The following is a 13,718-nucleotide window of genomic DNA, read 5'->3' as shown; positions in this document are numbered from 1 at the left end:
ACGTTCTTGCTCTGCTTTTAGTTCCGCTTGGCGCTGGGCTTCTTCTTGTGCTAAACGTTGAGTTTGCGCTTCTTGAGCCTGACGTGCTTGTTCTGCATGTTCTGCTTCTAGACGCGCTTGTTCTGCCTCTATTTCTGCTTGGCGTTGTGCTTTTTCTTGTTCTAAACGTTGTTTTTCGGCTTCCAGTGCCAATCTATCTTGCACAACACGTTGCGCTTCTTGGCGCTCTGCCTCTAAACGCTCTTGCTCCGCTTTTAGTTCTGCTTGGCGAACAGCCTCTTCTTGTGCTTCTTTTGCCAAACGTTCTTTTTCTAAACGCTCTTCTTCTAAGCGTTGCTGCTCTTTCTCTTGCTCAATATTTTCTTCTTTGTTACGCCCAAAACCGAGCCACGAGAAAAAACCTTTTTTTTCTTTTGCCATTAGCTACTAAACTCCTCGCACTAAATCATGGCGCGATTACATTGACGATATTGAAAATAATAATGAAGTCTATCATTTGATCATGGATAAACGCATCTTTTATACGAATTTTATGGTAAATTATTCCGGATTAAATCAAGGGAAGTCATCAAGATATCAAGAGACACTGATCCCTTATTCCAAAAGACACTCCAGAAATCACGTTTAAACGATATAAATCAAAATAATATGGCCAAAAAACCACAAAAAGCCCCAATGGGACAAATTAGAATAATTGGGGGTAAATGGCGTGGTCGTAAACTTCCTGTTCTCGATAGTCAAGGATTACGACCAACAACCGATAGAGTGAAAGAAACGCTCTTTAATTGGCTTATGCCCATCATCCAAGATGCTCGCTGTCTCGACTGTTTTGCTGGTAGTGGTGGCTTGGGAATTGAGGCTCTTTCTCGCTATGCTCGTGAAACCACTTTTATCGAATATGAGCGTCCTGTTGCCCAACAAATTACTGCAAATTTAGCCTTACTTAATGCTGATAATGGACATGTTATTCAAGACAGCGCATTATCCTTTCTCGCAAAACAAGGCACGCCTTATAATGTCGTTTTCTTAGATCCTCCTTTTCATAAAGGCATGTTGTCTGACACTGTCCAATTATTAGAAAATAACGGTTGGTTAGCGCAAGATTGCTATATTTATATTGAGGAAGAAGTTAAAGCACAGACTTATACACTGCCAATCCATTGGACATTGCATAGAGAGAAGATCGCAGGGCAAGTTGCGTATCGCCTTTATATTCGCAGTTTATCTGCTTAATTTTTTATGGAGTTGTTATGTTAATCTTTTTTGGCCGATTTTTGATGGTCGGCGTTTGGGGCTTTCTATTTTTAAATATTATTTCCCCTTTTCCTAAACCATTAAAATACTTTATGGATATTGCATTGATTTTTATGGTAATTATGCATGGATTACAAATTGTCATGTATAAAGCAGGGCAACCTAAAGATCAAAAACCCTCCACTGGATTGCAATTTCGTATTTTCTTCTTTGGTATTTTTGAATTATTAAAAATACAAAAAGAATTACGAAAAGAATACGAAGAAAAACAGAAAAATAAAACAAAACAATAGCTGTGATCTTCGTATACCCTCGCAATTATCTGGGGTTACCCATCTACCCCAGAGCTTGCCAATCTTATAAATACTTTCGCTTATTTATTATTTTGCTCATCGATTGGCATATCTGTTTCAAACTGTACAAAACGACTGCCTTGCATAAATAAACGTCCTTTCATTTTAGGTTCGATATTTTGATAAGATGATTTATCAATATTCAAGAGCAAATCTTTACGTTCATCAGTGGTTAAACGAAAGGTCACTTGATAATAATGAGTTGTTTCTGGGCCATTCACATCATTTTCTCTTGAGCGTCGTTCATTAGCCACAATTTCTTTTTTATCAATGACTTCAACCATATAAAGTTTTACAGGTGAGTTATCGTCACTTATTCGTTGTTTTCGCTGTTCAAAAAAACGATAAGTTGCCGATGCGATAATTATAATCAGTACTGCAATACCAATAATCGCTGCTTTATTCATTACATTAATTCCTATCGTTATATGGATTAAAAAGTAGTGTGCTTTATATTATTTTAATAAGTCCGTCAGTTTCGTCATTAACCGCTATTCTTAAATTAAGCTTTCTGTTATGAATAATAAAACAGTTCTGAATATAAGGAAGATATTATGAGTTGGCCTTTTCTCGCGGTATTATTCTCCGGATGGCTTTATATTGATGCGGCATATCGTGGGCCGAATTGGCAACGATGGTTATTCCGTCCTATCACACTACTTCTTTTATTACTTTGGGCATGGCAAGTTCCCGAACACAACATTAATAGCTACCTGATTGTTGGTGCGTTATTAGCGACACTACTTTCTGATATCCTAAGAATATTTGATGGTAAGTATTTACTACCATCTTTCGCATTGATTTTTCTAAGCTACATTCTTTATATGGTGAGTTTTTTACTCCCATTACAACTCTCATTTTATCTTCCTTTACTTGGGTTCGTTATTCTTGCTTTCATTATCATTTTAGCCATTGTTTGGACTAAGCTCGATAAATTAGCTATTCCAGCCTCCCTAACTTTATTAGCTGCATTTGCTATGTTCTGGGTGGCTGGTGAAAAATTCTTCTACTTAAGCAATGATTACAACTTATCAGTGATGATCGGATCATTATTGTTAGTGATTGCTTACTCAATATGGTTAATCAACCGATTCCGCTTCTCATTTTCAGCCTCAAAAGGGCTTGTCAGTGCCTGTTATTTTATTGGGCATTTCTTTATTGTTAGAGCCTTATTCCTTTAGTTTTCATCAACCCCTTGGTTTAAATATTTAAATCAAGGGGTTAGACTTCTAATTTAATTCGCACTTTTTGCCAATTAATTTCTGTCGCACATCTTGACTCTGGACTCTACTCCAAGCTGTAAAGTACTTATCAAATAAATGATTTTAGAACTTTACTTCGTTGAACAAGGAGAGCCAGTTATGACTAAACATGCTCATCAACACGATAATCATAAACATACCGATGCTTGTTGCTCAAGTTCTCAATGCTGTTCAGGCCACTCAGAGAATAGTACGCACTCACATACTGAAAGTGGACATTCTCATACCAAGATAGACAAAAGTGATCCTGAATGTGAGGATGAGCATCATCACGGACACTCCCACGAACATGATCATGATGGACACGATCATAACCATGATGGGCATAACCATGCTCATGGAAGCTGTGATATCAACGCTCCTATTTCTAACATTGAGCCAGAAAAAGTTGCACAACAACGCTTTAGCTGGAAAGTACAAGGAATGGATTGCCCAAGTTGCGCTCAAAAAATTGAAACCGCAGCACTCAAAGTCACAGGTGTAAAACAAGCAAAAGTGCTTTTTGCCACTGAAAAACTGGTCGTTGATGCGGATAGTGATTTACGCGCTGATGTCATTGCCGCCATTAACAGTGCAGGCTTTGAGCTTTTTGACCTATCTTCACCTCAATCTCAAAAAGTGGCTAAGCAAAGCCTCTTAAAAGAAAGTTCATTTGTTATTGTATTGGCGCTTTTAATGGCGATTAGCTGGGGTACAGAATTTATTGATCCTCAAGCGGGTCGTGCAGCCTTTATCGCAACAACTTTAATTGGTTTATTCCCCATTGTGAAAAAGTCCTTACAACTTATTCGCAGTGGCACACCATTTGCTATCGAAACATTAATGAGCGTTGCTGCAATTGGTGCGCTATTTATTAATGCTACCGAAGAAGCAGCAATGGTTATTTTGCTGTTTATGATTGGTGAGATGTTAGAGTCTTACGCTGCAGGTCGTGCTCGTCGTGGTGTAAGTGCATTAATGGCACTAGTGCCAGAAGAAGCAACATTAATCAAAGATGGCAAAAAACAAACAGTTCCTGTTGCGCAACTGCGCCCTGGCGATATTATCGAAATCGCCCCAGGTTCACGTTTGCCAACAGATGCTGAATTAGTCAGTACATTTGCAAGTTTTGATGAAAGTGCATTAACCGGTGAATCTGTACCAGTAGAGCGTTTGCAAGGCGAAAAAGTGGCTGCAGGTTGTTTATCTGTTGATAGATCAGTGCAAATGAAAGTGGTATCTGAACAAGGGCAAAATGCTATTGACCGTATTTTGCAATTGATTGAAGAAGCTGAAGAGCGTAGAGCGCCAATTGAACGCTTTATTGACCGTTTTAGCCGTTACTATACACCTGCGATTATGTTGTTCTCTGCGCTGGTTATTATTGTACCACCATTGTTGTTCTCACAACCTTGGGAAACATGGATTTATCGCGGCTTAACACTATTATTGATTGGTTGTCCTTGTGCTTTAGTTATCTCAACACCCGCGGCTATCACTTCAGCATTAGCGGCAGCAACTAAACGCGGAGCACTGATCAAAGGTGGCGCAGCATTAGAACAATTGGGTACAGTTAATACTATCGCACTAGATAAAACTGGCACATTAACAGAAGGGAAACCTCAAGTTACTGACGTTGTAGCTGAAACCGGGTTTAATGAAAAAGATGTCCTAACTTTTGCATCATCCGTAGAAATTGGCTCTCATCACCCATTAGCAAAAGCTATTATCAATAAGGCGCAAGAAAACGGTGTGCTTGTTGTTGAGGCTGAAGATCGTAAAGCCTTAGCGGGCAAAGGCATTGAAGGTTATTTAAATAGCCAACATATTCTAGTGAGTGCGCCTGCTCAGTTATCAGATAACACATCGCTCTCTTCTCAGTGGCAACAAGAAGTTGCACGCCTTGAAGATGAAGGTAAAACCGTGGTTGTTGTATTAAAAGAGAGTCAGCTTATCGGTGTTATTGCTATGCAAGATACCTTACGCAATGATGCTGTTGAATCAATGAAGTTATTGAAAGAGATGAACATCAATGCCGTTATGCTAACGGGTGATAATCCAAGAGCAGCCGCGGCTATTGCGAAAAAACTGGGTATGGATTTCCGAGCAGGATTGCTACCTGAAGATAAAGTGACTTCAGTAATGGAAATCAGTAAAACACATAACACAATGATGGTGGGTGATGGTATCAATGATGCGCCAGCAATGAAGGCTGCAACTATTGGTGTTGCAATGGGAAGCGGTACTGACGTTGCACTTGAAACGGCTGATGCAGCCTTGACACATAACCGCTTAACGGGCTTACCTGAAATTATTAAGCTATCTCGTGCGACACGTAAAATCATCCGTGAAAACATTACGATAGCACTTGGTTTAAAAGCGATATTTTTAGTAACAAGCTTATTAGGAATTACAGGACTTTGGGTTGCTGTTCTTGCTGACTCCGGCGCAACAGCACTGGTTACAGCCAATGCAGTAAGACTATTAAGAGTAAAAATTAACGCCTCACATAAAGAGTAAGTACGTTAAAATAACAAAACCCAAACCTCAGTTAATCTGGAGTTTGGGTTATTTTTTAGCGTTAAGATTAGCAATATTTACAGCATAAATTACAAATTGCTCTCTTTTTTACGAATAAGATAACGATATGGTGCAGATTGTATCTCTTGATTTAATAAATCATGTTCCATAAAACGGCAAAAGCCTGGAATATCACGCACAGTCGCAGGATCATCAGCAATCACTAATAACGTCTCACCTAATGCCATATTTCTTATGGTTTTACGCACTAACATCACAGGCTCTGGGCAACGTAGCCCTAGCGTATCTAATGTTTTAGTTGCATCGTCAAATTGAGCATTCATTCTATTAACCATTTTTCTTACACTGACAGATGCTATTATTATATCTCTCTTTCGTGTTCACATCACGGCACATTAAACGCAAGGGAATTTTCCCCAACCTTTGCTTTTGTTGCGCAACCAGCGTATTATGCGCATCCTCTCATTTAAGAGAGAAATCACTGTTTTATTGGGTTCCCTCACCCCAATCACTAAAAAGGTACAATTTATGTATACGTTTACTCCCCGCCAAAAAGCGGTGGCGCTGTTATGGCTTTCTTTGTTCCATATCCTGATAATTACATCTAGTAACTATCTTGTGCAGTTACCTATCTCCATTTTTGGTTTCCATACCACTTGGGGTGCCTTTACCTTTCCGTTTATTTTTCTGGCAACAGATCTAACGGTTCGTATTTATGGCGCACCACTTGCCAGACGCATTATTACCGCTGTTATGCTACCTGCATTGGCAATTTCTTACCTGATCTCAACGCTTTTTTTCCAAGGCAGTTGGCAGGGATTTGCCTCATTAGCTGATTTTAATATCATGGTGGCAAGAATTGCGACAGCAAGCTTTATGGCTTATGTGTTAGGTCAAATCATGGATGTGTCTGTCTTTAATCGTTTAAGACAACAACAAAAATGGTGGGTTGCGCCAAGTGCAGCAATGTTCTTTGGTAATTTACTCGACACACTGGCCTTCTTCTTTATTGCGTTTTACCGCAGCACTGACGCCTTTATGGCAGAAAATTGGGTAGAAATCGCCTTAGTGGACTATGTGTTTAAATTAACCATTTGTATGCTGTTTTTCTTGCCTGCTTATGGCGTTCTATTGAATTTCATTTTGCGTCACTTTTTCGCACAAGAAAATCAAAAACAAGATTATGCTGAGATCCGTTCATAATCAGGCACACCTCGCAAAATAATAATGAAATTAATGTCATTATTCCAATAATAAAGCTTCATAACTCAATTTTATGAAGCTTTATTCTGATTAAAATGTTTTATTATTTAATGTAAATATTTCATACCGTAATTAATTAGCGTGATTAGTTAAACAACTCACAAAATATTGCTTAAATATCATTATTACTATGTTTTTTGCATGCTAATATAAAATCTATTAATTATTTACAATAAATTATTTTATTCACCTATTAAACTGTTAATGTATTCTTGGATCGTCTCCATATTGTTATATGTCTGTTGGGATGACGAGCCCCACCATAAGGATTTTTTACTCTCTTTTGCGAATAGTAGGAGTCTATTATGTTAAAAGTTATTCAATCCCCCGCTAAATATATTCAAGGGCCTGATGCGTTATTTCATATTGGTAAGTACGCGAAGCCTTTTGGCAATAGAGCATTGATTATTGCTGATAAATTTGTCATGGAATTAGTCGGCAGTACCGTTAAAGACAGTATGTCTCAATATGAAGTGAATGGGCACTTTGAACTGTTTAATGGTGAGTGTACACATAACGAAATTAATCGTTTATCCGAACTCGCAAAAGCCCAAGCATCGCTTGTGATCATCGGCGTTGGTGGTGGTAAAACACTCGATACCGCCAAGGCTGTTGCTTATAAATGCCAGCTCCCAGTCGTGATATCCCCTACCATTGCCTCTACTGATGCGCCAACCAGCGCCCTTTCTGTTATTTATACAGAACTCGGTGCATTTGATAGTTATCTATTTTACCCAACCAACCCTGATGTGGTTGTTATGGATACTAATGTTATCGCCTCTGCGCCTGCCCGTTTATTAGTTGCAGGTATGGGGGATGCTTTAGCGACTTACTTTGAAGCGAGAGCCTGTAGCAACGCACAAAAACAAACTATGGCAGGGGGTAAGTCAACGCTTGCAGCGCTTGCTCTGGCTGAACTTTGCTATAACACTCTTTTAGAAGATGGCTATAAAGCAAAACTGTCGGTTAGCCGAGGAGTTTGTACAACGGCTGTCGAAAATATTATCGAAGCCAATACATTCCTAAGTGGTATTGGTTTCGAAAGTGCGGGCCTTGCTGCGGCTCATGCCATCCATAATGGATTTACTGCACTAGAAGAGTGTCACCATATGTATCATGGCGAAAAAGTTGCCTTTGGTACATTAGTGCAATTAGTGTTAGAAAATAGCCCATTAGAAGAATTAGAAGAGTTTCTCGACTTCTGTATTTTAGTGGGATTACCTGTCACCTTAGAAGAATTGGGTATCAATACCACAGGCGATGAGCTGAATGAAAAAATCATGGCAGTGGCTGAGTTAAGTTGTGCTGAAGGAGAGACAATTTATAACATGCCGTTTGATGTTGATTCAGATAAGGTTTACGCCGCAATTTTAACTGCCGACCAATTAGGACGGGAATGGCTTTATTAAAGCCTGAGTAAACAGGGAGTCTTTATCTCCCTGTTTGTATTCATAAAAAAGGGTGCTTTATGGTCAGTATCGTATTAGTTTCAAAAAGCCTTACGCTTGCCAATGGTATAAAAGAACTCGTTAATCAGACTGTAGATCGCCAAGTAAAAATTGCCATTGCGACCAATAATCAAACACCTTTAGATCTCACAAATGAAGTGTCTCCAGAAACTATACTCACAGCAATCAAAAAGTGTTATAGCAAGCAAGGTGTACTCGTTTTACTCGATACTTATCACTCAGCGCAAAATGCCGCACTTGCAATCGCAAATCTCGAACATGCCGTTGCAGCAAATGTAGCACTAAGCTCTGCTCCTATTGTTGAGGGAACACTAGCGGCAGCCAATAGCATTGCGCTCGGCGCTTCCCTTGAAGAAGCAGAAAAAGCAGCACATAAAACCATTACGATAAAGAAACTTCAATTAGGGGAAAATCTCCCTAACTTTAACATTCACCCCAAAAATACCAATTACGAACCTATTAGAATTATCACAGCGCCTGTTTGGCTCTACCCTTATCATCGCTTTGTTATCCCTAGAAAAAAAATATCTTCTCATTTATTACTCGAAGAGCAGAAACGCTTAGTTAAAGCGATTGAGCGTTCAAAAAAAGATATAGACTGGTTAACCGAAGAAACCTATCGCAAGATTGGCGAGCAATATACTCATATTTTTTCTAGTCATCGTTTCTTATTAGAAAATGCAGAATTACAACTAACTGTATGTAGCATGATAAGTAAACATCACTGTAATGCTGAGTTTGCCCTACAACAGACATTTATTGATTTAATAGATACTTATGCACAAATGGATGATGATAATATGCGTGCCAGAGAAAGTGATTTAGATGATATTTTATCTCGATTACTACGCTATTTGACGTCAGCACCACCACCAATAACGCCTCCTCCTTATCCGAATGCTATTCTAGTGACAAAACAACTTCATCCATCAACATTAATCGCACTTGATACCCATAAAATTAAAGGGATTTTATTAAGTCATGGGAATCCACTATCTAACACAACCGTATTAGCGAATGCATTAGATATCCCCATTATTAATGAGGCAGGAAAACAGGCATTATCGCTGACTGATGGGCAAAATATCACACTTAAAAAAGTCCAAAATATTTGGCTTTATCAAAACACCTATATCTCTCATTAAAAATAAAAGTATTTAAATAACCTGTGCTACACAATATCAGGTTATTTAATTTCCTTAATTTCTTATATTTCACATGTTTTTTAATAAGAATAAAAAAAGGGAATAAAAGATCCTCTTTTACTCCCTAGCTGCTTGCTATCTTAGTAATCAATTACTTTTTTATTATCTAATAGGCAATACTTATAATGCTCTTGCCAATAAACTAATGGGGTGTTCACATTTTTTCGTTGTTGACATTTCTATTTGCCATTTACAAGTTTCACAGTCTGTAATAACTAAATCACAACCACTCTCTTCAATTTGACGGAATAAGCCCGCACCAATGCCTTGAGCAACATCGTAATTTTCAGATTTAAAACCGTAAGTTCCGGCAATACCACAGCATTGAGAATCAAGAACAATCACCTCAACACCAGGGATACGTTTAATTAAATCAATGGAATATGCCGTCCATCCCATTTTTTCCATATGACAAGGGGTGTGATATGCCACTTTTAACGGGGTATGTTTCAGTGGTAATTCACGACCCTCTTCTAGTAAGCGATAAATATAACGTGTCGCTAATTCGATATTTTCACGTACTTTTGATGTATCAACATCAAGGATATGTTCATACTCATCACGAATAGTGAAGGTACAGGTTGATGATGTTGCAACGACAGGAATATTGTTTTCAACAATTTTTTCTGTCAGCGATTCGAGGTTCACAGCGGCTTGTTTTTTGGCTTGTTTAACAAAACCATTCGCAATTAATGCAACACCACAGCATTTTTCGCGTTTTAATAACTGAACGCCAATCTCCATTTTGTTGAATACTTTAACTAAATCTTTCCCTAATTGCGGGTGGTTATAGTTAGCATAACAACCATGGAAGAAGGCAACTTGATCTTTAAAGCGCGCCTGCTCTTCAACCTGTTTTTTCATCCATGTTCTAAATGTACCAAAAGAGTATTTTGGTAATTCACGACGATGGTCGATTTTAAGCGCTTTATCCAAGATTTTACGGACTGGTTTTAATCCGGTAATAGTATTTACTATCGGCGCCATTGGCGTTGATAATGTTCCCATTAAATCCGTATGACTTAAAATAGCATCCCGAATCTTAGGTGTTTTGGTGTTGTAGTTCAGTTTCGCACGCGAAATAATATCACCAATTTTTACATCTGACGGACATGCAACTTCACAACGCTTACAGTTAGTGCAATATTTCAATGCTTCATCATAAAGCATCGGATCTTTCAAGCGTAAACGCTCACCATCAGGGCCTGCTTGTTTAGGCCCAGGATAAAGTGGATTCACTTTTGCAACAGGGCAATAAGTTGTACAAACTGTACACTTAATGCAAGCTTCAAAACTGTTATCTTGTAAACTCATTGTGCTGCCTCCACAACCGCAGATGTGGTCTGTTCTGATTTATGATGCTGTAAAATTTGTTGCGCGGCATAAAGAGCGCTAATCATTGAAACACCCGCACCACAACCTTCATTTAGCGGATCAAATCCACCTAACACAGCGCCCACAGCATAAACATTGTCTAATACTTCACCATATTTCATGGGCCTTAATTGGCTATCGGTATTAACACCAAAGCGCATATAAGGCTGTTTCGCAAAGACATTCTCTTGTGTCCACTCATTACGAGGTAATGTCTCTAACAAATCCAGTTCCATTAAAGGCTCATAAACACGATCGAATTCGGCAATTAAGCCATTATTGAAAAAGCTTCCCGTTGCTAACACCACATGCTCACTGCGAATAGGAATATCAGTGTGATTTCTAGTATGAACGCCTGTAACAGTGTTACCCACTAAGTCAACTTCCTCCGCGCGATCACCAGGCATAATTAAACCACCCGCTTTTTGAAAACGCAGTTTTAATGCTTGATGTAGACGAATTCCTAATAGAGAAGGTGGCAATGTTGGTAATAGACAAATCGGTTTACCTACTAACTGTTGCAGTAATGTCACTGGCTCTTCAGCATCAAGCCCAATACATGCAGGTAAAATAATCGCCTCAACACTGTCATCAATGTGCTTTTTCAGTTCGTCAGCTAACGCTTGTGTGTTTTCTGGTTTATCTAAATAACGTGCAATATTAACTGCTCTAAATTCACTTGGATTATCACGCAATCTATCTAATAACGGTAAGTGGATATGATAAGGAATAGCTTCAACACCTTGCTCATTAAGCGTGTTGCTTGCAAATTGTGGCTGAAAATCTAAGAAACCTTCAATTCCTACCACAGCTAGTTTTTTCCACGGCAATGCTTTATCAATACCATGAATAGGAACTCGCATTGGACTCATCCAACTCATACGAGAGCGCCCTACTGGCGTAATACGATAATGGTTTTCATCACCATTACCTTGATACTCAAGACCACTTGTACTTGCCAACAATGCCTGAGCTTGTTCAATTAAAGTTGAAACTTGTATCTCACCAATACGGCTATACGGGTGTTTTGGCGCTAACTCTGCTAACGTTGCCAGTGCTTTTTTAGGCTGAGTCACCGCAGTTCCATCAGGTAGATGAGTTAATAAATCCAATGAACCTGATGAAAAATGCAACGCACTTTGACCATTACTAATGATTGCACAAGACTTACCGGCTTCGGCAAGACGAATACCAGCAGTTAATCCTGCCAGTCCGCTACCTATAATGATGACGTCAAATTTCATTATCTGCCTCCGCTGAAGCTGTTTTTTCAATCATATCTGCATCTAAACCACATAAACCTTGATAAACCCAACTGGTAAACTCACTTTCACGTAATGCATTGCCCCAAGCAATTGGTCGAATACCTTTCCAACGCTCATTCAGGAAATGAGCAAGTTGCTGCTCTGATTCATGAGGAGTAGTAACTTGTAAACGGTTTAATAATCCAGCGGCACGACAAGCACAGAGTTCACCTTGGCAAGTTCCCATACCCACACGAGTACGACGACGTAAATCAAGTAAGTTATTAACCGTTAAAGAGTTAACCGCATAGCGAACTTCAGCTGCCGTTACCGCTTCACATTCACATACTAAGCTTTTATCAATACGTTCATTGCTCAGTAATTTATTCGCTAAATCACCATGACGATAAACCGCTGAACCACGAATTGGTGCAGGTAATGAAACAACGCTACGTAATGCTTGCTCTGCTGATTGGCGAGAGCCAGGTAATGCCTCTTCTGCAGTAGTACATTTTGCAGAGACATTTAATTTCTCACAGATTTTATCTGTCGCCCATTCGGCCATTAAACGGTAAGTCATTAATTTACCGCCCGTAATGGTAATAAAGCCTTCTAATCCATCACGTTGCGCATGGTCGAGTAAAACAATACCACGGCTAACATTACGACCTGACGGATCATCATCACTTGCCACTAAAGGACGTACACCAGCATAAGCACGTAGAATTCGAGTTTGAGCCAGTTTTGGCGCTAACATTGAACCTTCACGAATAAGAATATCGACTTCTTCAGGGGTGACATACATATTGTCAATTTCATCGTAAGGTACGCGTGTTGAAGTTGTACCAATTAATGAAATCGTATCGCCAGGTACTAAAATATCGGCATCCGCAGGTTTACGACAACGGTTGATCACCATATTGTTAATGCGATGACCCAAAATCAGTAATGCCCCTTTTGCTGGGAACATTCGAACTTTTAACTCACCGTATTCAGCAATTTTTTGTCCCCAAATACCGCCAGCATTCGCCACAATTTGTGCGCGGATTTCGTACATTCTTTTCGTTTGATGATCGTAAACTTTGACACCTTTAACACGATCACCTTCACGAATAAGGCCAACGACTTCATGATAGGTCAGGACTTGTGCACCATGTTCGCGAGCATCTAACATATTTGCTGCGGTTAAACGAAACGGATCAACTGTGCCATCAGGTACTTTAACTGCACCGATTAGATTCGGATTAACAGAAGGCTCTAAGCGAATAGCTTCTTCGGGTGAAATCGCTTGAGCATCAATACCTGCAGCTTGGCAAGCTTGAATAAAAGTCTGTTGAAACTCTAAAGAATCTTCGGGTAGGGTAATAAAAAGGCCATCCGTCTTTTCTACACAATGACGAGCGACCCGTTTTAAGATCATATTCTCTTCAATACACTCACGCGCTGACTCAGGATCGGTTACTGCATAACGCGCACCACTGTGTAACAACCCATGATTTCGACCGGTTGCACCGGTTGCAATATCGTGTCTTTCAAGCAGGACGCAACGTAATCCACGGCGTGCACAGTCTCTTGCCATGCCTGCACCGGTTGCTCCTCCGCCAATAATAATGACATCAGTTTCTGTCACTGGTGAACCGCTCATCATAGAGATGCCCTCTCACATTACATTCAGCAAACGCTTAATTATTCTTTAGCGTTAATTATAGTGTATAAGATACACAAAAAGTGTGGTTAATGTTTGATAATGAGCAAAAACGAAAGAGAAACGCTC

Annotated in this window: 12 protein-coding genes and 1 pseudogene; 7 read left to right on the top strand and 6 right to left on the bottom strand. The window is 39.4% G+C overall.

What is annotated here, in order from left to right; translation table 11 throughout:
- Nucleotides 1-420, bottom strand: a pseudogene (locus GWI68_RS06455) (signal recognition particle-docking protein FtsY); the annotation flags it as partial.
- Between the two features lie 228 nt (nucleotides 421-648).
- On the opposite strand from GWI68_RS06455, the gene rsmD reads away from it, so the two are divergent.
- Nucleotides 649-1,233, top strand: a complete 585-nt coding sequence (gene rsmD, locus GWI68_RS06450; RefSeq protein WP_072069813.1) for a 16S rRNA (guanine(966)-N(2))-methyltransferase — start codon at nucleotides 649-651, stop codon at nucleotides 1,231-1,233.
- A gap of 17 nt (nucleotides 1,234-1,250) precedes the next feature.
- Nucleotides 1,251-1,547 (top strand): DUF1145 family protein, encoded by a 297-nt coding sequence (locus GWI68_RS06445; protein WP_109409225.1) that lies wholly within the window; start codon nucleotides 1,251-1,253, stop codon nucleotides 1,545-1,547.
- Nucleotides 1,548-1,627: 80 nt separating this feature from the next.
- Here GWI68_RS06445 and GWI68_RS06440 read toward each other — a convergent pair whose 3' ends face one another.
- Nucleotides 1,628-2,014 carry a DUF2500 family protein gene (locus GWI68_RS06440; protein WP_208105130.1) on the bottom strand — a complete coding sequence of 129 codons (387 nt, stop codon included), beginning with the start codon at nucleotides 2,012-2,014 and terminating at the stop codon, nucleotides 1,628-1,630.
- Nucleotides 2,015-2,161: 147 nt separating this feature from the next.
- On the opposite strand from GWI68_RS06440, the gene GWI68_RS06435 reads away from it, so the two are divergent.
- Together GWI68_RS06435 and GWI68_RS06430 are read left to right on the top strand one after the other, a co-directional pair.
- On the top strand, nucleotides 2,162-2,788 hold the full coding sequence (locus GWI68_RS06435) for a lysoplasmalogenase family protein (RefSeq protein WP_166539736.1): 627 nt from the start codon (nucleotides 2,162-2,164) through the stop codon (nucleotides 2,786-2,788).
- A 180-nt stretch (nucleotides 2,789-2,968) separates the two neighbouring features.
- Complete coding sequence (locus GWI68_RS06430; protein ID WP_166539735.1) at nucleotides 2,969-5,368, top strand: zinc/cadmium/mercury/lead-transporting ATPase; 2,400 nt, start codon at nucleotides 2,969-2,971, stop codon at nucleotides 5,366-5,368.
- A gap of 89 nt (nucleotides 5,369-5,457) precedes the next feature.
- Here the strand turns inward: GWI68_RS06430 and tusA are convergent, their stop codons facing one another.
- A complete protein-coding gene (gene tusA / locus GWI68_RS06425; RefSeq protein WP_166539734.1) occupies nucleotides 5,458-5,712 on the bottom strand; it encodes a sulfurtransferase TusA in 255 nt (84 codons plus the stop codon).
- Between the two features lie 205 nt (nucleotides 5,713-5,917).
- Here tusA and GWI68_RS06420 point away from each other — a divergent pair, with 205 nt between their 5' ends.
- The 3 genes from GWI68_RS06420 (at nucleotide 5,918) to GWI68_RS06410 (ending at nucleotide 9,266) form a co-directional block, all read left to right on the top strand.
- The gene (locus GWI68_RS06420) at nucleotides 5,918-6,592 is read left to right on the top strand and encodes a 7-cyano-7-deazaguanine/7-aminomethyl-7-deazaguanine transporter (RefSeq protein WP_109409221.1); all 675 of its coding nucleotides are present in this window, start codon (nucleotides 5,918-5,920) and stop codon (nucleotides 6,590-6,592) included.
- Between the two features lie 365 nt (nucleotides 6,593-6,957).
- A complete protein-coding gene (locus GWI68_RS06415; protein WP_166539733.1) occupies nucleotides 6,958-8,061 on the top strand; it encodes a glycerol dehydrogenase in 1,104 nt (367 codons plus the stop codon).
- 59 nt (nucleotides 8,062-8,120) lie between these two features.
- The gene (locus tag GWI68_RS06410; protein WP_166539732.1) at nucleotides 8,121-9,266 is read left to right on the top strand and encodes a phosphoenolpyruvate-utilizing N-terminal domain-containing protein; all 1,146 of its coding nucleotides are present in this window, start codon (nucleotides 8,121-8,123) and stop codon (nucleotides 9,264-9,266) included.
- A gap of 180 nt (nucleotides 9,267-9,446) precedes the next feature.
- Here GWI68_RS06410 and glpC read toward each other — a convergent pair whose 3' ends face one another.
- From glpC to glpA, 3 genes are read right to left on the bottom strand one after another with little or no spacing between them, the layout of a single operon-like run.
- Nucleotides 9,447-10,640 (bottom strand): anaerobic glycerol-3-phosphate dehydrogenase subunit GlpC, encoded by a 1,194-nt coding sequence (glpC, locus tag GWI68_RS06405; protein ID WP_109409219.1) that lies wholly within the window; start codon nucleotides 10,638-10,640, stop codon nucleotides 9,447-9,449.
- Nucleotides 10,637-11,944, bottom strand: a complete 1,308-nt coding sequence (gene glpB, locus GWI68_RS06400) for a glycerol-3-phosphate dehydrogenase subunit GlpB (protein ID WP_166539731.1) — start codon at nucleotides 11,942-11,944, stop codon at nucleotides 10,637-10,639. The genes glpC and glpB overlap by 4 nt, the downstream gene beginning before the upstream one ends.
- Complete coding sequence (glpA, locus tag GWI68_RS06395) at nucleotides 11,934-13,592, bottom strand: anaerobic glycerol-3-phosphate dehydrogenase subunit A (protein ID WP_198624321.1); 1,659 nt, start codon at nucleotides 13,590-13,592, stop codon at nucleotides 11,934-11,936. The genes glpB and glpA overlap by 11 nt, the downstream gene beginning before the upstream one ends.
- Nucleotides 13,593-13,718 lie beyond the last annotated feature (126 nt).

The organism is Proteus sp. G2669 (genome assembly GCF_009915245.1).
In the GTDB taxonomy this organism is placed as follows: domain Bacteria; phylum Pseudomonadota; class Gammaproteobacteria; order Enterobacterales; family Enterobacteriaceae; genus Proteus.
This window is presented reverse-complemented; position numbering and strand designations above follow the sequence as displayed.